The 21,777-nt window shown below is 41.6% G+C and carries 20 protein-coding genes; 13 read left to right on the forward strand and 7 right to left on the reverse strand.

Annotated elements, in window-relative coordinates; translation table 11 throughout:
• Nucleotides 1-72 precede the first annotated feature (72 nt).
• From ACH3Z1_RS02770 to ACH3Z1_RS02780, 3 genes are read left to right on the forward strand one after another with little or no spacing between them, the layout of a single operon-like run.
• A complete protein-coding gene (locus ACH3Z1_RS02770) occupies nt 73-2,166 on the forward strand; it encodes a peptidoglycan D,D-transpeptidase FtsI family protein (RefSeq protein WP_490820312.1) in 2,094 nt (697 codons plus the stop codon).
• Nucleotides 2,167-2,171: 5 nt separating this feature from the next.
• Nucleotides 2,172-3,518, forward strand: coding sequence for a rod shape-determining protein RodA (rodA, locus tag ACH3Z1_RS02775; RefSeq protein WP_490820313.1), 1,347 nt, complete (start codon nt 2,172-2,174; stop codon nt 3,516-3,518).
• A 9-nt stretch (nt 3,519-3,527) separates the two neighbouring features.
• Nucleotides 3,528-4,283 carry an MBL fold metallo-hydrolase gene (locus tag ACH3Z1_RS02780; RefSeq protein WP_490820314.1) on the forward strand — a complete coding sequence of 252 codons (756 nt, stop codon included), beginning with the start codon at nt 3,528-3,530 and terminating at the stop codon, nt 4,281-4,283.
• A gap of 3 nt (nt 4,284-4,286) precedes the next feature.
• On the opposite strand, the gene ACH3Z1_RS02785 is transcribed toward ACH3Z1_RS02780, so the two are convergent.
• Genes ACH3Z1_RS02785 through ACH3Z1_RS02795 form a run of 3 tightly spaced genes read right to left on the reverse strand, consistent with a single transcriptional unit; the run spans nt 4,287 to nt 6,036 of the window.
• Entirely contained in the window at nt 4,287-4,712 is a 426-nt protein-coding gene (locus tag ACH3Z1_RS02785; protein WP_490820315.1) for a hypothetical protein, read from the reverse strand.
• A 15-nt stretch (nt 4,713-4,727) separates the two neighbouring features.
• Complete coding sequence (locus tag ACH3Z1_RS02790; protein WP_490820316.1) at nt 4,728-5,459, reverse strand: hypothetical protein; 732 nt, start codon at nt 5,457-5,459, stop codon at nt 4,728-4,730.
• Nucleotides 5,460-5,490: 31 nt separating this feature from the next.
• Nucleotides 5,491-6,036, reverse strand: a complete 546-nt coding sequence (locus ACH3Z1_RS02795; RefSeq protein ID WP_490820317.1) for an RNA polymerase sigma factor — start codon at nt 6,034-6,036, stop codon at nt 5,491-5,493.
• A gap of 173 nt (nt 6,037-6,209) precedes the next feature.
• Between ACH3Z1_RS02795 and ACH3Z1_RS02800 the strand changes: the two genes are divergently transcribed.
• Nucleotides 6,210-8,795: a phosphoenolpyruvate carboxylase gene (locus ACH3Z1_RS02800; protein WP_490820318.1), complete on the forward strand. Its 2,586-nt coding sequence runs from the start codon at nt 6,210-6,212 to the stop codon at nt 8,793-8,795.
• Between the two features lie 60 nt (nt 8,796-8,855).
• On the opposite strand, the gene ACH3Z1_RS02805 is transcribed toward ACH3Z1_RS02800, so the two are convergent.
• On the reverse strand, nt 8,856-9,476 hold the full coding sequence (locus ACH3Z1_RS02805) for a DNA-3-methyladenine glycosylase family protein (protein WP_490820319.1): 621 nt from the start codon (nt 9,474-9,476) through the stop codon (nt 8,856-8,858).
• A 31-nt stretch (nt 9,477-9,507) separates the two neighbouring features.
• Here ACH3Z1_RS02805 and mnmC2 point away from each other — a divergent pair, with 31 nt between their 5' ends.
• The 3 genes from mnmC2 to ACH3Z1_RS02820 are packed head-to-tail and all read left to right on the forward strand — an operon-like array spanning nt 9,508 to nt 11,598.
• On the forward strand, nt 9,508-10,176 hold the full coding sequence (gene mnmC2, locus ACH3Z1_RS02810; RefSeq protein ID WP_490820320.1) for a tRNA (5-methylaminomethyl-2-thiouridine)(34)-methyltransferase MnmC2: 669 nt from the start codon (nt 9,508-9,510) through the stop codon (nt 10,174-10,176).
• A gap of 29 nt (nt 10,177-10,205) precedes the next feature.
• On the forward strand, nt 10,206-10,628 hold the full coding sequence (locus ACH3Z1_RS02815) for a YybH family protein (protein WP_490820321.1): 423 nt from the start codon (nt 10,206-10,208) through the stop codon (nt 10,626-10,628).
• 49 nt (nt 10,629-10,677) lie between these two features.
• Complete coding sequence (locus ACH3Z1_RS02820) at nt 10,678-11,598, forward strand: prohibitin family protein (RefSeq protein WP_490820322.1); 921 nt, start codon at nt 10,678-10,680, stop codon at nt 11,596-11,598.
• A 1-nt stretch (nt 11,599) separates the two neighbouring features.
• Here the strand turns inward: ACH3Z1_RS02820 and ACH3Z1_RS02825 are convergent, their stop codons facing one another.
• The 3 genes from ACH3Z1_RS02825 to ACH3Z1_RS02835 form a co-directional block, all read right to left on the reverse strand.
• The gene (locus ACH3Z1_RS02825; protein WP_490820323.1) at nt 11,600-11,968 is read right to left on the reverse strand and encodes a hypothetical protein; all 369 of its coding nucleotides are present in this window, start codon (nt 11,966-11,968) and stop codon (nt 11,600-11,602) included.
• A gap of 216 nt (nt 11,969-12,184) precedes the next feature.
• A complete protein-coding gene (locus tag ACH3Z1_RS02830) occupies nt 12,185-12,415 on the reverse strand; it encodes a hypothetical protein (protein WP_490820324.1) in 231 nt (76 codons plus the stop codon).
• Between the two features lie 175 nt (nt 12,416-12,590).
• On the reverse strand, nt 12,591-13,562 hold the full coding sequence (locus tag ACH3Z1_RS02835; RefSeq protein WP_490820325.1) for a M23 family metallopeptidase: 972 nt from the start codon (nt 13,560-13,562) through the stop codon (nt 12,591-12,593).
• A 120-nt stretch (nt 13,563-13,682) separates the two neighbouring features.
• Here ACH3Z1_RS02835 and alaS point away from each other — a divergent pair, with 120 nt between their 5' ends.
• The 6 genes from alaS to ACH3Z1_RS02865 all read left to right on the forward strand — a co-directional run bounded on the left by alaS (nt 13,683) and on the right by ACH3Z1_RS02865 (nt 21,718).
• Nucleotides 13,683-16,298: an alanine--tRNA ligase gene (gene alaS / locus ACH3Z1_RS02840; protein ID WP_490820326.1), complete on the forward strand. Its 2,616-nt coding sequence runs from the start codon at nt 13,683-13,685 to the stop codon at nt 16,296-16,298.
• A gap of 52 nt (nt 16,299-16,350) precedes the next feature.
• Nucleotides 16,351-16,860: a GNAT family N-acetyltransferase gene (locus tag ACH3Z1_RS02845; protein WP_490820327.1), complete on the forward strand. Its 510-nt coding sequence runs from the start codon at nt 16,351-16,353 to the stop codon at nt 16,858-16,860.
• A 155-nt stretch (nt 16,861-17,015) separates the two neighbouring features.
• Nucleotides 17,016-17,960 carry a PDZ domain-containing protein gene (locus ACH3Z1_RS02850; protein WP_490820328.1) on the forward strand — a complete coding sequence of 315 codons (945 nt, stop codon included), beginning with the start codon at nt 17,016-17,018 and terminating at the stop codon, nt 17,958-17,960.
• Between the two features lie 130 nt (nt 17,961-18,090).
• Nucleotides 18,091-19,071 carry a DUF1028 domain-containing protein gene (locus ACH3Z1_RS02855; protein WP_490820329.1) on the forward strand — a complete coding sequence of 327 codons (981 nt, stop codon included), beginning with the start codon at nt 18,091-18,093 and terminating at the stop codon, nt 19,069-19,071.
• A gap of 62 nt (nt 19,072-19,133) precedes the next feature.
• Nucleotides 19,134-20,579, forward strand: a complete 1,446-nt coding sequence (gatB, locus tag ACH3Z1_RS02860; protein ID WP_490820330.1) for an Asp-tRNA(Asn)/Glu-tRNA(Gln) amidotransferase subunit GatB — start codon at nt 19,134-19,136, stop codon at nt 20,577-20,579.
• Nucleotides 20,580-20,593: 14 nt separating this feature from the next.
• Complete coding sequence (locus ACH3Z1_RS02865) at nt 20,594-21,718, forward strand: redoxin domain-containing protein (protein WP_490820331.1); 1,125 nt, start codon at nt 20,594-20,596, stop codon at nt 21,716-21,718.
• The last annotated feature ends 59 nt before the right edge of the window (nt 21,719-21,777 follow it).

Raw genomic sequence — 21,777 nt, forward strand, 5'->3', positions numbered from 1 at the left:
TTTTTGCGTTTGATCCACAACAAAGCATCAAATTTGTAGTACACTTCTCTTTTACGTTTAGTCCCAAGAAATATGCCTGTCTTCAACCAGAGCCGCAGCCGTGTGATACAGTTTATTTTTGCAGGTGTTTTCATTGCCATTACAGGGCAGTTGATTAACCTGCAGTTGTTTTCCAGCAAATACAAACTGGCAGCAGATAATAATGCTTTCTACAGGAAAGTAATTTATCCCGATCGTGGTATCATCTTCGACAGAAAGAAGAGAGGTATTCTTGAAAATACCATCAGTTACGACTTAGTGGTTATTCCGGCCGAAGCCCGCGCAACAGATACGGCCACCCTTTGTCGTTTGCTTAATATAGACACGGCTGCTTACAAAAAGAGAATGCGTGATCTTATTTTCAAAAACACCAGTGTTAAACCCAGTGTGTTTGAAGCTTTGCTTACGCCCGAAATGTTTGCCAAGCTCAATGAAAACATGTACCGCTTTCCGGGCTTTTCACTGAATGAACGTTCGGTGCGTACCTATCCTTACAATGTAGGTGCCGCCATTCTCGGTTATATGGCCGAAGTTGATACCGGCTTCCTTCGCAGGCATAAAGACGATGGTTATGAAATGGGCGACTATTTTGGCAGCACGGGATTGGAGAGTACTTATGAAAAGGTCTTGATGGGTCAGCGAGGTATCAAACGTTTTATCCGCGATAATAAAGGGCGATTACAGGGCTCCTGGGAAAATGGTGCCTACGATACGGCTGCAGTTGCAGGAAATAATCTCTATTCAAGCATCGATGTAGAGTTACAAGAACTGGGTGAAAAACTCATGGAGAATAAAGTAGGTAGTATTGTGGCCATTGATCCAAAAACGGGTGGTATTCTCTGTATGGTGAGCGCCCCTACGTATAACCCCAATTATCTTACTGGTAACCAGCGAAAGAAACACCTGGTAGAAATGTTGTATTTCGATCCAAGATTACCCTTATTGAACAGAACACTGGGTACTTTCTATTCACCAGGTTCCACATTTAAAACAATGGTCGGCATCATTGGTATGAATGAAGGAGTAATCGACGACCAGTTTACTGTTAGTTGTGGCGGGGCCTACTACGGTTGTGGCCGACCCATGGGTTGCCACGCAACAGGCACTTTTACGTTAAAGCCCGCCATCTCAAAATCATGTAACAGCTATTTTGCGGCTACCTACAGAAGAATCCTGGAAAACAATAAATACCCCAACAGAGATAGTGCATTGAATTCCTTCAACCAGTACGCATATTCATTCGGGCTTGGCAGAAGACTGGGTGTGGATCTTCCTTCAGAGAAAATGGGTAATATTCCTACCCCAAAATACTATCACGGAATATTTGGCAAAAACTGGCAGTCATGTAACATCATTTCTAACAGTATTGGCCAGGGTGAAATTGCCACATCACTCACACAACTGGCAAATGTAATGGCTATCATCGCCAATAAGGGATGGTATTATACGCCACACCTTATAGATTCGATTGAAGGGGGCGATCAATTTGGGTTGCTCGATAAGTTCAAAGTAAAACACAGAACCAAAGAAATACCGGAATATATCTGGGAAGAAGTGCATGAAGGCATGCAGGGCACCATGGAATTTGGCACAGGTTTTTATGCCAAAGTACCCGGTATCAATGTATGTGGTAAAACAGGAACCGTAGAAAATGCTTATCGGGGTGAAAAACTGAAGGACCATGCTTTCTTCGGCGCTTTTGCACCTCGTGAAAATCCACGCATTGCCATTGCCGTGATGTGCGAAAACGCAGGTTATGGTGCCACATCTGCTGCACCTATTGCCAGTCTGCTCATTGAAAAATACCTGAAAGACTCCATCAGTGGTAATGACCGAAAAGCAAAGATTGAACAGCTTGCCAATATGAACCTGATTCCACCACAGATGAAAAGACTGATGATGAAAAGAGATTCGTTGAGACAGGCACAACAACTTACAGCAGCCAAAAAAGCAGCACGCGACACATCGGGTGTGGAAGAAGCACCAGAGGAAACCGATAGTTCGGTTGCACCAGGTAAACCTCAGCCCACAAAAAAAGATTCAAAAAAAGATACTGTCACTAAAGTGGCCGCCCTCTTACCTGAGGAAAAACGTAAAACCAATACCAAAAGAAAAACAACAGCCTGAGTTGTATGAACAGAAGAAACCATCAAATTGCCACACAGGGTGTTGATTACCTCGTTATCTGGTTATATGCCATACTGGTGTCGATTGGCATACTCTGCATTTTTATGGTAGAATACAGACCAGGTACAGACTGGTTTACCTCTTTCCTCAATGGTAAAACCAACTACAGCAAACAGCTCATTTTTGCTGGCGTATGCGCCATAGCAGCCACATTTATTCTGCTCACAGACAGTAAACTCTTTACCGCATTTGCCAATTTATTTTACCTCTTTGGCATACTGCTCATGCTGGCCACTTTTGTAATCGGCAAAAACATCAATGGCTCAAAAAGCTGGATACCACTGGCTGGCGGATTTAACTTACAACCCGCAGAGCTTTGTAAAATATTTGCGGCACTGGCATTGGCAAAATTTCTATCACGACAGGAAGTGGATTTTTCCAAAATCCGCTCCCAACTTATTGCTGGTGCTATCACTTTATCGCCTGCCGTACTTTCCATTTTACAACATGAACTCGGTCTGGCATTGGTATACACCAGTTTTCTGATTGCCATGTATCGGGAAGGTTTACCTGCACAGATATTGATTATCGGTTCCTCATTCGGAGTGCTGGTAATTGCCACGCTCATTCTTGAACCCAATGTACTGGCAATTATTCTTACCGTTATTGCCGCTTTTGTCATATTTCTGTTACGCAAACAGATTAAAAAGAAAAAAAAGCTGCTCACCATTGTCATTACCATCTGGTTGATTTGTGTAGGGGTGCAACGTTTTGTAGTGCCGTATATTTTCAACAACGTATTAGAGTGCTACCAGAGTACGCGTATCTATAGCATGGTGGGTAAGGAATATAATTGCTCTGAAAATAAAAAAGCACAGGATAAGAGCAATACTAATAAGCCGGTAAGAAAACCCGATGATTACAATGTACGCCAGAGTAAGATCGCCATTGGATCAGGTGGTTTCTTCGGACGGGGTTTTTTGAAAGGAACCCAAACCCGTGGTAAATATGTACCCGAGCAGCATACCGATTTTATTTTCACGTCATTGGGTGAAGCTTTTGGTTTTGTAGGTTGTTTTATCTTTTTAGTCATTTACCTGTTCTTGCTGTATCGTATTGTTCGTATTGCAGAGCGACAGCGAAGTACATTCAGCAGGGTATATGCATATAGTGTGGTGAGTATCCTCTTTTTCCATATTGCCGTAAACGTGAGTATGACCATTGGTTTGTTTCCCATTGTGGGTATTCCATTACCGCTGATCAGTTATGGGGGCTCTTCTTTGCTTACCTTTACAGCGTTGATTTTTATCCTGCTCAGACTCGATGCAGATCGGCAAATGGTATTAAGATAAAGCGAAGGCATGCAAATCATTCCACTTTCAGAAGGCAGTTTCACCATCGATAAAACCAAAGTATTTGTTCCTTTCGATACAGAAAAGGAAGAACTGAACAGCCGCCCCATTGGCAGCCTGCTCGTAGAAATACAACCTTTTCTGGTGATCACAGAAAAAGACGTGATATTACTCGATGCCGGGTTGGGGTACAATGAAGCGGATGGAACACCTCAATTGTATAAAAACCTCGAAAGAGCAGGTATCAATCCATCGCAGATCACCAAAGTATTGATGAGTCATTTGCATAAAGATCATGCAGGCGGGGTAACGATCGATAATACACAAACACAGGAGCGTTTTATCAGTTTCCCCTACGCCACTTACTATGTACAACAAAGAGAAATGGAATTTGCCTTAGGCGTTGGCTCTGCTTCTTATATTCCTGAAGATTTTCGTTTACTGGAAGAATTCAGTCGTGTAGTATGGCTTACGGAAGATGAAGGACTGATTGATGGTTATATCCGTTACCAGCTAACCGGTGCACACAGCAAATTCCACCAGGTGTTCTGGATCGAAGAAAATAACCAGACCATTTTCTTTGGGGGTGATGATGCTCCTCAATTACAACAGATGAAAAGTCGCTTTGTAGCCAAATACGATTTCGACGGGAAAAAATGTATGGAACTCCGGAAACAATGGTGGGAAGAAGGACAGGCTAAAGGTTGGACCTTTTTATTCTATCACGATATACAATCACCAGTTTGGGGGCCGCTTAAAAGTTAATCGTTACTGATCGGTTTTGTTAGTGTCGCGCATTTTCCTGCGCTGTTCCATTCTTTGCTGAAGTTCTTTACGAACCACATTCATGAATTCGCGTTCGGCCACCAGTGCTTTGTTTACACGCTCATCAGTAACCAGCACTTTCTTAAGATCTCCCTTGAATTTTTTACGGATATTCAACACTGTTTCTTCAAAAGCAAGAATATCTTCTTTATGGTCGCCTCTCGCTTTTCTTACTTCTGCTGTATAAGCATTATACAATGGCCAGAATTTTTCTGCTTCCTCTGTAGAAAGTGAAAGATGTTTGGTAAAATAAGCCACTTTCAGCACTTCAATGTTCTGACGCTGGCCCATCATTTTCCTTTGCGGCTCCTGCGCACTTACTAGTGATCCCATCAGCACTACAATAAAAAACAACATGGTCTTTTTCATGATCAATTATTTGTGTTAGCTGTCAGTTTTCGCTTCAGCTAAAGATTCAGTAGATTCATCCAGATATTGTTTCAATTCATCATCACTCGACATTTCAATATGCTCATCTACTTCGGGTAAAGCCTCAACACCATACACATCACGATCGCCGGTATTAATAACGAGTTTCTCTGTTGCAGCAAGATAAGTATTCAGTTCTTCTTCACTTAGCTTCGACATTTCCTGTGAAACATCTACCTGCGCATAATTCATACTGTTTGCTTCATCTGCTGTTGTGCCATTATAGAGAAAAGCAGTAGCCAGTATAACACCCGTTACTACAGCCGCCGCTGCATATGGCATCCATTTGCGCACTTTTCGAACAGGCATCTGAATAACAGGTATTTTATCCATGGCTGCCCGTTCCATCATGGCTTCCATATTCAACTCAGGTAATGCGGTTTTTGCATAAGGCATTTGTTTGGAAACGAGGTTCAGGGAAGGTGCCAGCTCTTCCAGTTCCTGCTCTACCTCCACTTTATGAATAGCTGCAAGTATAGTACCGGGCAACTGGTCAAAATAACCTGCAGGTATGGTGTATGCGAGGCTTTTTTCAACCACCAGTTCAATGGAAGCCTGTTCCAGTAATTTATCGGCAATCGCATCAAAATAACCCGCAGGAACACTGTAAGGCATCTGAACCGGCCATTGAGCCATTAAAGGATCAATCTGTTTCAATTCTGCTGTTATTTCTTCTCTGTGATTCATTGTTTATTGGATACTCCTGGTAATACAAGGTTTAATTTTCGCGTATAAAAGCCTCAATTTTCTTTGCGGCATGATGATAACTGGCTTTCAGAGCCCCTTCACTGGTATCAAGTACCCGGCTCATTTCTTCATATGGCATTTCATCGTAATAACGAAGATTGAAAACCACCCGCTGTCTTTCGGGCAACTGCTGAATGGCCAGTTGTAATTTCCACTCCAAACGGTTACTGTCGAAATTACTGTCGGCTTTTACTTTATTGGCCAATCCTTCCCCAACTTCATCCATACTTACCGACGACCTGCGTTTTTGCTGTTCCAGAAAACTCAGGCATTCATTGGTCGCAATCCGGTACATCCAGGTATATAAACGACTGTCTTCCCTGAAATTTTCAAGTCCCTTCCACACTTTGATAAACATATTCTGCAATACATCATTTGCATCATCATGATCCACCACCAACCGACGGATATGCCAGTATAGTTTCTCCTGGTATTTTTTAATGATGGCGGTGAAACCCTGTTCTTTTGTAGCAGGCTGGCGGAACTGATTCAATAGTACCTGATCGTCTGAATGCATGCAGGGTTATTTTACTCGAATATAATGGCAATGGGTGTTAGACCAAACATAAGGCCAAAGGTTTAATGCCGATAACTAACATTTGTTTAATTAGGCTGTAATTTTCATTAGTTTAAATCAAACGATCTGTTAGTTTAATCGGGTAGAAATTGGTAAATTGTCAACGAAACCCTATGCCCTCTCATCATTATATCAACCAGTTCAGGCGTAATGTAACCGACAAATACACCATTTACAACAGCCTGTTTGCGGCATTACCCTTTTCTGGTATTGCCAATGTTGGTGCATTGTTGCCGATTCTATCCCAGTCATGCCAGGATGAATACCATGACGGCAAAAATCCCGTTCAGATCATCAACGATTTTTTTCAGCAACATACAGAAGTACGTAGTGAAAAAGATAAACTCGATCGGCTTTTCAAGTTTGTGCAGTATATAGAAAGACAGGTTGTATTATTTGATGCCATTGAAGATGCTGCATTTGATTCGGTTAACAATATACAGGGACCAGGCAGCCTTAAAGCATTATACAATGAAGCGGTATTTGCGGGCAAAACGCAGGCACTGAAAAACAAACTCAAAAAATTCAGGGTACGGGTGGTACTTACAGCTCATCCTACACAGTTTTATCCTGGTAGTGTGCTCGGTATCATACATGATATGAGTGAATCAATTGCCAAAAACGATTTTCATACCATCAATGAATATATACAACAGTTAGGCATCACCCCATTCTTCAATAAAAAACAGCCCACCCCTTACGACGAAGCATTGAATCTGATGTGGTATCTGGAGAATATTCTCTACCACTCTATTGGCAATATTTATAACAACATTGAACGCGATATTTTCGATCACAATTTTGACCATGATAATCCTTTTATTGAATTAGGGTTCTGGCCCGGAGGCGACAGAGATGGCAACCCGTTTGTAAATGCTGCCACAACCATTAAAGTAGCAGAAGCCCTGAGAAGTGCCATTACTGTTTGTTATTACCGCGACATACGTAAACTAAAACGCAGACTTAGTTTTTCGGGTGTAGATACTTTGATTCATGAACTGGAGGCAATACTTTATGAAAATGTATTTCGCCCAACGGAACAAAACAGGGTCCAGTTAACCGATCTGTTAACCAGATTGATTCAGATACGGCATCTGGTGATAGAAAAACATCATTCACTTTTTTTGCAAAGGCTGAACAGTCTCATCCATAAAGTAAAAATTTTCGGCACCCATTTTGCCACCATCGATATCAGGCAGGACAGCCGAATACATACACAGGTATTACTCAATGTGCATGAAACACTGAAAGAAAAAACAGGTACTGGTATTTTGCCAGACGATTATCTTTCGGCAGATGAAACTGCAAAGATGAACCTGCTGGTAAAACTGGCCGGAAAAGTTGACCCTTCCATTTTTGAAGATGGTATAACAAAAGACACACTTGAAAGTATTTATGCCATCCAAATCATACAAAATAACAATGGCGAAGCAGGCTGCAACCGTTACGTGATCAGTAATTGCCAGGGCTGTGTAAATGTGTTGGAGGTTTATGCGCTGTTCCGTCTTTGCGGATGGCAAGAAGAACAGATGCCGATCGATATTGTTCCATTATTTGAAACCATCGATGATTTACAGGCAGCAGAACAGATTATGGATCGTTTATACCAGCATCCTGTATATGCTCTTCATCTGGCAGGTAGAAAAATGCAGCAGACCATTATGCTTGGCTTTAGCGATGGTACAAAAGACGGCGGATACCTGCAGGCCAACTGGAGCATTTATACTGCCAAAGAAAACCTTACCGCTATTTCCCGTAAGTACAATATTAAAGCCCGTTTTTTTGATGGTCGTGGTGGTCCGCCTTCTCGTGGTGGTGGTAAAACCAATAAGTTTTATGCATCTATGGGTACAAATATTGAAAACGAAGAAATACAGTTAACCATTCAGGGACAAACCATTACTTCCAATTTTGGCACCATACAATCATCACAATATAATCTTGAACAATTATTGAGCGCAGGCATCAGTAATGAATTGTTTGCCGATACGCGTATACAATTATCGCAACACGACCGTTTTCTCCTGGAAGAGCTCGGCCGCATCAGTCATGAAACTTATCAGCAGTTTAAACAGCATCCACTTTTTCTTGCCTATATGCAGTTGTTTAGTCCGCTTAACTATTATAGTAAAAGTAATATTGCGAGCAGGCCGGCAAAAAGAGGCAGTGCGGGTGGTTTACGCTTTGAGGATCTGCGGGCGATTCCTTTTGTTGGTAGCTGGAGTCAGTTGAAACAAAATGTACCCGGTTTTTTTGGGGTAGGTACCGCCTTACAACAAATGAAAGAAAAAGGTTACTGGGAAGACATCAAAGCCATGTTCCGTAATGTATTGTTTTTCCGTACGCTTGTTGACAATAGTATGATGAGCATGCTCAAATCTTTTTTTCCACTTACAGAATACATAAAAGACGATCCGGAATATGGTCCGGTCTGGCAACTGGTAAAAGATGAATTTGATCTGACCGAAAAACTGGTACTCGAACTGGCCGACGCTTCCATTTTAATGGAAGATGATTTACCCGGCAGAGCATCCATTCAGATGAGAGACCAGATTGTACTGCCGCTGCTCACCATTCAGCAATATGCATTACACCAGCTCAGAAAACCTGTGATTACCGACAGTGAGAAAGAAGTGTATGAAAAATTGATTACAAGAAGTATGTTCGGCATCATTAACGCTGCCAGAAACTCAGCCTGAAGCAATGTCGAACATCGAATATTCAATTTCGAAGTTGGATATTCGACATTCGATATTGTGCTAGCTGTCTTTCCAGCCCCATAAATGCAAACAGGCATATGTTCTGTATGGGCTCCAGGTGGCAGATATTTTGAGCATCCTTGTTTTCATCTTCTTTTTATCAGCGGCACTGATCTTATAAAGTTTACACATGGCCTGCTGAATACCCAGGTCATCTACTGCAAATACATCTTCTCTGCAAAGGCTGAACATCAGCAACATTTCAACCGTCCATTTACCCACCCCTTTTATTTGTGTAAGCAATTCAACGATCTCTTCATTATCCATCTTGCGGAGTTTTGTATCGGTGATTTTATGATCGATACAGAATTGAGCCACATTCTGTACATATGTTACTTTGGCATTGCTCAGCCCGATACCACGCAATGTTTCAAAAGAAGTATCCAGGACCTGTTGTGGTTTCGGTTCTTTTCCATTGTATAAACTGAGGAATCGATGAAATATTACTTTCGCCACTTTAGTGCTTAATTGCTGGCTCATGATGCTGGCCATTAAACGCAACGGTATATTTTTATGCAGCCTGAGTTCGTGCTTTGAGCCGTTAATGATGCTGGCAAGTTTAGGATCCTTACGCAGGTGTTTGATGTATTCCATATATGGAAGATAGATATTCAGTTTCATTCGGAAAACTTACCTTGCTTTTGATTTTGATATGGAACGACAGCTACAAATAACGGCCGACGGGTCTCATACCCTATCCATCCCATCCATGCAGGTAAGCTATCACAGTAAACATGGTGCCATACAGGAAAGCAACCATGTTTTTATAGATGCGGGATTAAAATATTATGCTGCATTACACCCCGGCCAGGCTATACAGATACTGGAAATAGGATTGGGCACCGGACTTAACTGTCTGCTTACTGCCATACATGCCAGAGAACAAAAGCTTTCCATTCAGTATCATAGCGTGGAAGCCTTTCCTTTACAGACTGAAGAAATAAATTCGCTGAACCATGGAAAATTGTTGAATGATAACGACCTCTTTCAGCAGATACATGCCTGTGACTGGAATCAACTCAACATTATACATACCCATTTTCAATTACACAAACACCATACTTCACTCGAACTTTTTTCTGAGAACAGGTTGTTTGATTGTATTTTTTATGACGCATTTGCGCCATCTGCACAACCTGAATTATGGACTGAAGCTAGCTTCTCACGGGTTTTTTCTATGCTTAGTTCGGGTGGTATACTGGTTACCTATTGCAGCAAAAGCGTTGTCCGCCGCGCCATGCAGGCTGCAGGATTCAGGGTAACCAAAATACAGGGACCACGGGGCAAAAGAGAAATGGTAAGAGCTTTCAAAGACGCTTAAATTTCAGTAGCTTTCTGAAAATTAGCAATATGAAATGGTTCCTGGTTTTCTTATGTCTAGGTCTTTCCCAAATGAGTATGGCACAAAAGGGTGATGAAAAAATCATCCGCGATCTGTTAGAACGTCAGACCCGCGACTGGAACCGTGGTGACATCGATGCTTTCATGCATGGTTATTGGGAAAGTGACAGCCTGATGTTTGTGGGAAAGAACGGCGCTACTTACGGTTATCAGAAGACATTAAGCAACTACAAAAAGAATTATCCCGATACTGCTGCCATGGGCAAACTCAGGTTTAATATCCTTGAAGTACGCAGGCTATCAACCAATCATTATTTTGTACTGGGTAAATGGATGCTTACAAGAAGTATCGGTGACCTGAATGGACATTATACCCTGCTCTTTAGGAAAATAAAGGGTAAATGGACCATCATTGCTGATCACAGTAGTTAGGGTTTTGTAATATTTCGACCATTATTCAGACTCATGTAAAAACAGTTTTATGGCACTCATTATCATTGGTATCATTGTGTTGATTGTTGGTATCGTCCTAAAAAAACAGGAACGCGAAGAAATCAGGAAGCTAGCCATTGGTGTGCGGATACTGGCCTTTATTATCATCATTGTGGGTTTTCTTACTTCCTGTATCAAACAGATTGATGCCGGCCAGATAGGTGTGAAAAGCCTCTTTGGTAAGGTATCTGACGACATTCTTACAAGTGGTTTAAATGTAGTAAACCCATTGATAGATGTAAAAACAGTTGATATTAAAACACAGAACTATACCATGAGTGGTGTTCACGATGAAGGAGACCAGGCGGGTGATGATGCTATCCGTGTACTAACAGCCGATGGATTGGAAGTCATCATAGACCTTACCGTATTATATAGGGTAGTTGGTGTAGAAGCTCCGAAAATTGTTAAGGAAACCGGCTTAGATTATAAAGATAAAATTGTTCGTCCACTCACACGTACAAAGATCCGCGATAACGCCGTGTATTTTACTGCGATTGAACTTTATTCCAATAAGCGTGACCAGTTTCAGAACCGTATTTTTAAAAGTATTGAAGACGATTTCAGGAAGCGCGGGCTTGTATTGGAACAATTACTGGTACGTAATATCACTTTACCCAATAACGTAAAAACATCCATTGAAGAAAAAATAAAAGCAGAGCAGGATGCGCAGAAAATGGAGTTTGTGCTGCAGAAAGAAAAACAGGAAGCTGAACGTAAACGTGTAGAAGCCCAGGGTATTGCCGACTATCAGCGCATCATGAGCAGTGGTCTTACCGATAAACAATTACAATACGAACAGATACAGGTATTGAAAGGATTGGTAACATCGCCCAATTCAAAAGTCATCGTAATGGGTAAGGGCAATACACCGGTGATACTGGATACCAAAGACAATAAAAACGACTGATTCAGGATGACTGAACGGTCACAGGGTAGTGACGAATCATCAGTCTTTTAAAATACAGGTGTCCGAGAAATACGCCGATTACGGAGGAGATGATATCGAGGTAATCAAATGTTCGCCCAAAAATGGGTATTAGTTGAAGGTATTCATTGATGACCACCAATAACAACCCAAAACAGCAGGTAATATTCAGGTCCATTTCTGTTTCTAGGCGGAATATGCGTTGAAAAAACCAGCAGGCCCCGAATGGCAGTAGAAAAGACCCGATTAAATTTGGTGCGAGTCCAACCAATGGTTTAAATGCCGGATCAATCAAAACAAAAGGGCGAACCAGGAATTTGATGGACCAGATGAAAAGGGTACCAACTATCATAATTCGTCTGGAAGCTTTTTTCAGGGGCATTATTTATTCAGTTTCAATTCTGAAAATAAGGATTAAAAAAGGTATTTCATAGGATTGAATGATTAAGATCAATTATTTGGCCGCAGATTCACAGATTTAGCTTTATTAATCTGCGAATCTGCGGCCAAAACAATTACAGACCTATCAAACCCATTCTGCTATTAAAACGGGCCCCAAATAAAAATGTTACTCGTCGAAATCAAGCGGCTTGCTCCAGAGTCGGATTACATACCATAAATAAGCGGCAAGACTCAACACAAACCAACAGTAGAAAAGGATATTACCAAGACGTACTTTTTCATGAATGAATGCAAAATCGTACATGATACCGGCGGTAGAATTCAGTGCCAGCCATAACAATCCCAATGAAAGTGTATTTACAATACGCAGCAGGTATTTTTTGATGCCGGGTTCCAATAGAAAAAGATTGTTCAGACAAAATACAAACTGCAGGTCTGATTGTTCTCTAAAACGGATATTCTTTTCAGAAAAAACTAAAATGCTCAGGAGTCTCGGCTATGAGCTTCGAGCTATAAGTAAGATTATTCTCCGAAAAAATCACTCGCCGCTCAAAGCCCGTAACTCATAGCTCCTAATCCATACTCTGGTTACTCGCTGCTGCCAGTTTAAGCAGGCGATCAAATTGAGCAGGTGTAAGATCGTTGTAGAAATAATAAATAGGGTTAACAGGTGTTCCGCGGTGGTGTACTTCATAATGACAATGCGGCCCCGAGCTTTTCCCTGTATTGCCTACATAACCAATGACTTCTCCTCTTTTCACACGCTGACCTACTCTTGCCTTGATACGGTACATATGTCCATATAGAGTCTGGTAGTTATTACCATGATTAATGACTACCCTGTTTCCAAAGCCACCCGTATTAAATCCTGCATCAGCAATAACTCCATCTGCTGTAGCATAAATGGGTGTACCCTGCGGTGCCGTGAAATCCATACCCATATGGGCTCTTCTGTCTTTGTAAATAGGATCTATACGGTATCCATAACCCGAAGCAATACGGGTAAGGTTTTTATTACTGATGGGTTGAATGGCTGGAATGGACGCAAGTAGCTGTTCCTTGTTCTTTACCATTTTTGTTATCTCATCAAATGAACGTTCCTGGTAAGCCATTCTCAAAGCCAGGTTATTCAACTGTGCCGTCATGTTTTTAACCAGCTCTGTTGAGCCCATCCCTTGTACAAGCTGTACTTCTTTTCGCTTTTCCATTTCCTTTACACGGGCACTGTCGGGGATGGGATTGGCTTCAAAGATGGAACGATACACCGCATTGTCGCGGTTGGCAATCTCATCCATCTGTAGTTCCAGTTGTTTCAACCGTTCCGACATAATGCTGTAATTCTGACGCAGGTCATCGTTCTGCTGGCGAAGCAGCTTTTCTTTGGGGGAATCGATATAACGGAAAGCAATGGCAAAAATGATGATTCCGGTTACAATGGAAGCGGCAATAAAACCAAATAACTGTAATAAACGCACCCTGAGGGGAGTTTCCAGCTTTTCATAGCGAAGCGTATGCGTATTATAGTAATATTTGATCTTTTTCATAAATCGGGGGGAACCAGTTCACCCGGTTGCTACAGAACAGGCCAATTCCTTACCTTTGATGCCTTTCTAAAGCGCTCAAAGATAGCTTCTGAGCGACTAAAATACAGTTTTTAAAATTTTATGACCAGCGCAGAGATCAGAAAGCAGTTTTTGGATTTTTTTGCTTCCAAACAACACCAGATTGTGCCATCGGCACCAATCGTGGTAAAAAACGACCCTACCCTGCTGTTTACCAATGCAGGAATGAACCAGTTCAAAGATTATTTTCTGGGCAATAAAAAAGCTGAAAATCCACGCATTGCAGATACACAAAAATGCTTGCGTGTGAGTGGTAAACACAATGACCTGGAAGAAGTTGGGGTAGACACCTATCACCATACCATGTTTGAAATGTTAGGCAACTGGAGTTTCGGGAACTATTTTAAAAAGGAAGCCATTGCCTGGAGCTGGGAACTGTTGACGTCAGTATACAAACTGGATAAGGACCGTTTATATGTTACCATTTTTGAGGGAGATGAAAAAGAAGGTATTCCACGTGATGAAGAAGCCTTCCAGGAATGGAAAAAAGTGATTGCCGAAGACAGGATATTACTCGGTAATAAAAAAGATAATTTCTGGGAAATGGGCGATACGGGCCCATGTGGCCCTTGTACCGAAATACATGTGGATTGCAGAACAGATGCCGAGAGAAAAGCCGTGGATGGAAAAACACTGGTAAACAATGACCACGCACAGGTAATTGAAATATGGAACAATGTATTCATCCAGTTCAACCGCCTGAAAGACGGAAGTCTGGAACCATTGCCCGCTAAACATGTTGACACAGGCATGGGCTTCGAGCGACTGGTTCGTGTGATACAGGGTAAGCAAAGTAATTACGATACCGATGTATTTACTGGCACCATTGCAGCAGTTGAAAAGATCAGCGGGAAAAAATATGATTACAGTGACAGCAAAGAAGCCATCGCATTTCGTGTGCTGTCCGATCATATAAGAGCCATTTCATTCACCATTGCTGACGGTCAATTGCCTTCCAATACCGGCGCCGGATATGTGATCAGGAGAATTTTAAGAAGAGCTGTTCGTTATTATTATTCTTATCTCGATTACAAACAGCCACTGTTGTTTCAACTGGTTCCTGTACTCGCAACACAGTTTGCAACTGTGTTCCCCGAATTGCAACAACAGCTTGATTTTGTAAGCAAAGTGGTGAAAGAAGAAGAAGATGCTTTTCTGCGAACACTGGACAAAGGTTTGAAAAGAATTGATGATATCGTTCAGTCAGCTTCCGGATTAACCATCCAGGGTAAAGCTGCTTTTGAATTATTCGATACCTATGGTTTCCCCATTGATCTCACCAGACTCATCGCATCTGAAAATAATTTGTCGGTAGATGAACCGGGGTTTGAAGCAGAAATGCAACAACAGAAAAACCGCAGCCGTGCAGCTACTGCAGTTGATACAGAAGATTGGGTTATTGTGCATGAAGGCAATGAAAATAATTTTACCGGCTACACCAACCATGAAACTAGCACCCGTGTAAACAAATACAGAAAAGTAAAAGCAAAGGGCAAAGAAGCATACCAGCTTGTGCTGGAAAGCACTCCTTTTTATGCAGAAAGTGGCGGACAGGCAGGTGATAGTGGTACATTAAATTTCGATGGGCAGATTATTCAGGTTTACGATACCAAAAAAGAAAATAACCTCATTATTCATTTCTGCGACAGCTTACCTACAGCAATAGATGCAACCGTAGTGGCCAGTATTGATACAGCAAAAAGGCAATCTACAGCCATACACCATAGCGCCACCCATTTATTACACGCTGCATTAAGACAGGTATTGGGTAACCACGTGGCACAAAAAGGAAGTCTGGTAAATGAGACACAATTAAGATTCGACTTCTCACATTTCTCTAAAGTGAGTGATGAGGAAGTGATAGCGATTGAACAAATCGTAAATCAGAAGATCCGTGAAAATATTCCGGTAGTCATCAAAGAAATGGGGAAAGATGAAGCAGTGGCCATGGGTGCCATGGCATTGTTTGGAGAGAAATATGGCGATAAAGTTCGTGTGGTTATTATTGACCCCAATTATTCAATAGAACTTTGTGGTGGCACACATGTGGGTGCTACAGGTGAACTGGGTTTATTCAAAATAAAATCAGAATCGGCCGTAGCTGCAGGTGTGAGAAGAATTGAAGCCACCAGTGGTGCAACTGCAGAACAGTTTGTACAGGAGCAGTTGACACAATTAACTGCTATTCGTGAAGCTTTAAAAAATCCAAAAGAGATTTTGAAAGCAGTTGAAAATTTGTATGCCGACAACAACGAACTGAAAAAGAAAATAGAGAGCCTGGAAGCCAAACAACTTGCAGTTATTAAACAGGCCTTATTGCAGCAGGTTGAAACCATTAATGGTATTCAGTTTATTGGGGCCGTTATTGAAACAGGCAATGCTGATGGTTTGAAAAAACTTTGTTTCGACCTGAAAGATCATCTCAGCAATTATGTGATAACACTGGTTGCCAATGTAGATGGAAAAGCCAGTGTGGCCATTGCTGTTGCAGATGAATTGGTGAACACAAAAGGACTGGAAGCGCCAAAAATGATCAATGACCACGTGAAAGCTTTGATCAAAGGTGGTGGCGGTGGACAAAAAACACTGGCAACAGCAGGTGGGCAGGATGCCAGCAATCTTCCACAGGTAATAGAAAAAATAAAATCGATTTTATAATTTTTCAATCTTAAAGCCATCCCGCTTAAAACGGGATGGCTTTTTATTTGATATGAGCCAGTTCATTTTCAGCAGTGAAAGATTATTGTTTCGCGAATTCAGCATAGATGATGCGGCATTGATTCATCGGATGAATAGCGATCCTTTGGTGCTGAAATATGTACATGAATTACCCAGTACACCTGAAAGAGCTTTGGAAAGACTGCATAACAGTATCATACCACATTATCAACGCTATGGGTATGGCCGCTGGGCTGTGCTACTGAAAGAATCGAATGATTTTATTGGCTGGTGTGGTTTAAAGTTCAGACCCGAAAGAAAGGAGACTGATCTGGGTTATCGTTTTATTCCGTCATACTGGGGCAAGGGATATGCATTTGAAGCTGCTAACGCCTGTCTTGTATATGGTTTCAATCATTTGCAATTCGATCGCATTACCGCCACCGCTCATATAGAAAATATGGCATCACTACGCATCATTGAAAAATGTGGCATGCAGTATTTACGTGATGAAGTGGTTGACAATTGTCCGGTAAAAAGTTTTGAGAAACGCAGGAGATAATACCTGAAACCTGATGCATGTATTCTTTCAAGCATCTCCACTTAACAGGCTTACGATTTATTAACCTTTTTTAACATTTCCGAAGTCCTTCGTATATATTATTTTACAGTACATTTGACTACTAAACATTTCGTACACTTTTAAAAAAGAACCCTATGTATCGCAAATGGATGGCAGTACTGGTGCTGTTTACAGGTTTAACAGCCACTGCACAAACAACTGAAAAAGAAAAAGCGGATAAAGATTCCAAAGAGAAGATCAGCAAAAAACTTTCTATTGTTATCGATGGTGATAAAGTAACCATTAATGGCAAAGATGTGAAAGACATGAGTCCGGATGAAATGGAGAAGCTGGGTGATCTGGACATGCTGAAACTGAGTCCAGGCTTACGTATGATGATACCGGGCCGTGGTGGTGCCAACTTCTTCAAGCTGGATGACCTTCGCAGAGGCGGTAAAGAAAGAGCACTACTGGGTGTAATGAGCGAGAAAAATGAAAAAGGGGCCAAAATTACTTCTGTAACCAAAGAGAGTGCTGCCGCCAAAGCGGGTTTACAGAAAGACGATATCATTACCAAAGTAGATGATGCTGCGATTGATGACAGTGAGAGCCTATATGAAGTAATCGGCAAACACAAGCCTGAAGACAAAGTTACCATCCATTACCTGCGAGATGGTCAGTCAAAAACAGCTACTGCTACCTTAGGTAAAACCATGGAAATGGGTTTCGATTTTGACTTTGGCGACAATTTCAAAAGGGATTTCAATTTCGATATGCCTGGCTTAAGAAATAGGGATGGGTTCAATTTCGATTTTTCCCGCAAACCCAGGCTTGGAATGGCTATTGAAGACACAGAAGACAGCAAAGGTGTAAAAGTTACTGATGTTGATGACGAAACGCCTGCCGACAAAGCCGGTGTTAAAAAAGAAGATATCATTACTTCCATCAATGGAAAAGCAGTTAGCTCTGTTGATGAAATCAGAGAGGCATTGAAAAACCTGAAAGAGGGTGATACCGTGAAAGCAGGTATTACAAGAGCTGGCAAGGCCCAGACTATTGACATAAAACTCCCTAAAAAATTAAAGACTGCTGATCTGTAAGATCATCTATTAACTATTTCTCTAATTCTCATGTGTATATATACCGCGTCATTCCTGGCGCGGTTTTTTTATTCGTATTTTTAAACCATTCCTTTACCGGATCAAAATCCGGTTTATTAAATAATGGTGTATGAAATATTTACTGTTTTCATTTTTCACAGGTATTCTTTTCCAACTACAAGCACAGGTCTACCAATCGAAGCAACCTTTGGTACACACCTACTCTATTGTGGCAAGAGATGCCAATACCGGAGAAATGGCTGTTGGCGTGCAGAGTCACTGGTTCAGCGTAGGAACAGCTGTTCCATGGGCAGAAGCAGGTGTGGGTGCAGTAGCCACCCAGTCTTTTGTTGACAAATCTTATGGACCCAAAGCATTGGATCTGCTCAAAAAAGGATTGTCGGCTCAGGATGTATTAAACCAGTTGACCGCCGCTGATCCTGGCAGGGAAGTAAGACAGGTAGCCATTATAGATGCCAAAGGAAATGTGGCCACACATACCGGTAAGAACTGTATACAGGTGGCCAGTCATATAAAAGGTATTAACTATAGCGTGCAAAGCAATATGATGCTTGGCGATAAAGTAGACGAATACATGTCGGCTGCTTTTGAAAAAAGTGCCGGTAAACCATTGGCCGAAAGGGTTCTGCTTGCACTTGAAGCTGCACAACAGGCAGGTGGCGATATAAGAGGTATGCAGGCTGCGGCCATTATTGTAGTACCCGGAAAGCCAACTGAAAGCTGGAATAACAAAACGGTAGATATCAGGGTAGATGATGCTAAAGAGCCATTAAAAGAATTGCGCCGTTTGTACAAAGTACATCTTGCCTATCAGCATATGAATGATGGCGACCTGGCAGTGGAAAAAAATGATATGGCAAAAGCAATGACCGAGTACAATGCCGCTATGCAACTTTTTCCAGGCAACCTCGAAATGCAATTCTGGACCGCTATTACGCTGGCCAACAATAAACAGGTTGACAAAGCCCTGCCCATGCTGAAAAAGATTTTCAGCATGGATAAGAACTGGAAAGAACTCACCAGTCGTTTACCAGCCGTTAACCTGCTTACCGTAGGTGAAAATGATCTGAAACGTATTCTTTCCTTATAATTCTCTCATAAAATAAGAAATCTAACCTGCCGGGTAAATCAGGTGCAGTATTTTTGTGGTTTATGGCATTACAGGATAAATACGAAGCGGTTATTGGATTGGAAGTGCATGCACAACTGGCTACAGCCAGTAAATTGTTTTGTGGCGACAGTACCAGTTTTGGTGCTGCACCAAATACACATATAAGTCCCATTACACTCGGACATCCCGGAACATTACCCAAGACCAATAAAAAAGCCGTTGAATATGCCATTAAAATGGGGCTCGCCTGTCATTGTGAGATTGAAAAGGACAATTATTTCGCCCGGAAAAATTATTTCTATCCCGATCTGCCCAAAGGTTACCAGATATCGCAACATACCACACCCATCTGTAAAGGAGGCTATGTAACCATTCATACCAGTACAGGCAGGAAAGATGTACAACTCAATCGTATTCATCTCGAAGAAGATGCAGGTAAAAGCATTCATGATCTGGAAGATGATTTTACCTGTATCGATTTAAATCGTGCCGGTACTCCGCTCATTGAAATTGTAACGGAACCTGATCTGCACAGTGCGGAAGAAGCCTGGCACTATGTAACCGAAATAAGAAAGCTGGTACAATGGCTGGGTATCTGCGATGGAAACATGGAAGAAGGCAGTTTGCGTTGTGATGCCAATGTATCTGTGCGTTTAAAAGGTGAAAAGAAATTGGGTACCAAAGTGGAAGTAAAAAACCTGAACTCTATCCGCAATGTGAAGAAAGCCATTGAATTTGAAATTGAGCGAATCATCGGTTTACTGGAAGAAGGGAAAAATATTCAACAGCAGACCAGAAGCTTTGATGCATCTAACGATACAACATTCGCCATTCGAGATAAGGAAGAAGCCAATGATTACCGGTATTTTCCCGATCCCGACCTGGCCCCTTTTCACTTAACAGACCATTATATTCAAACCATTCAAACAGGCTTACCTGAGTTACCCAATGCGCTGGCAGAAAAATATATGACCCGGTTTGGGTTAAGTGACTATGATGCTGCTCAGCTCTGTGATGCAAAAGCGACTGCAGATTATTTTGAATCGGTTACACAGCACAGCCAACACTATAAAGCCATTGCCAACTGGATGCTGGGACCTATCCGTCAGTATTTGAACGAACAGCAAACAGACTTTGCTGAATTGTCACTCCGGCCCACAACACTTGCTTTATTAATAGAATTGGTACAAACTGGTAAGGTTAATTTTTCTATTGCGTCTTCTAAACTGTTACCTTCCTTAATGGAGAAGGATACAGATCCTTTAACACTGGCAGAATCAATGAACCTGATACAGGTAAACGATAGCAATGCCATTGAAACATGGGTAAATGAGGCCATTGCTTCCATGCCCGATAAAGTGGCAGAATACAAAAAAGGAAAGAAAGGTTTAATCGGTTTGTTTGTGGGTGAAGTAAAGAAAAGAAGTCAGGGCAAAGCCGATCCCAAACAGGTAACCAGTTTATTGGAACAAAAACTCAATCAATAAATCTCAGATAGCGTATGAAAAAAATGATATACATCGCGGCCATTGTTGCCCTGGCCAGTAGTTGCCAGGAAAAAAAATATGGCGCGTTTACGGTGAGCGGTAAGATCAGTAATGCCCCTTCCAAAAAAATATTCCTGCAGGAACTACCCTTTGGTGGTGAACAGCCTGTGATACTTGATTCGGGCACATTGAAAGACAATGGCAATTTTGAATTAAGGGCGGTAGCAAAAGAAGAAGCACTGTATCGCTTAGTTGTAGAAAATGGGCCTGATGTACTATTGGTGAATGACGGTAAAAGCATCCGGGTAAGTATGGATGTAAATAATTATCGTGCATATAAAATAGAAGGGTCTGAGGCGAGTGAAAGTCTGCATACTCTGTTTGAGAAATTCAGTGTAAAAGATTCTGTTTTATATGGCACACTGGGTATGCTGGATAGTTTGCAAAGAGGAGGTAACGACAGTCTGCTTGCCATTGAAAAAGCCAACCGTGATGTGCAGATCAAAGAAATGAATAAACTGCTAGCTGATTTTATCAATGCATCTGAAAGTCCGGCTGCCCGTTATTATGCTTTAGGGATGGGTTCCCGAACCATGGCTCCGGAAGAATTAAAAAAACTGGCGGATGCTTCTGCAGAAAAATTTAAAGAACATACTGGTCTTGCAAAAATAAAAGCGTTGGTAGCAGCTTACGGCCAGAACCAGCAGCCAGCCGGTAATTCTTTACTGAACCAGCAGGCACCTGAAATCAGTTTACCTGATACAGAAGGGAAGCCTTTTAGTTTAAGCAGTTTAAAAGGGAAATATGTGTTGGTCGATTTCTGGGCCAGTTGGTGTATGCCTTGCCGAAAAGAAAATCCGAATGTAGTAGCGGCATATAATAAGTTCAAGGACAAAAATTTCACCATATTGGGTGTATCATTAGACCAGGATAAAGAAGCCTGGCTGAATGCTATTGCAAAAGACAAACTCACCTGGAAACATATTAGTGATTTGAAATACTGGGAAAGTGTAGTAGTTCCGATGTATAAAATTGAAGGCATACCATTCAACGTGTTATTAGACCCTACTGGTAAAATTATAGCTATGGATTTAAGAGGGGAAGCACTACAACAAAAACTGGCAGAACTGCTACCATAAAAATTTAAGTCCCCATTAAAACAAAAAGAGACACAATTCGATGTCTCTTTTTGTTTGTA

The sequence above is a fragment of the Sediminibacterium sp. FW305-C-49 genome, assembly GCF_058231085.1.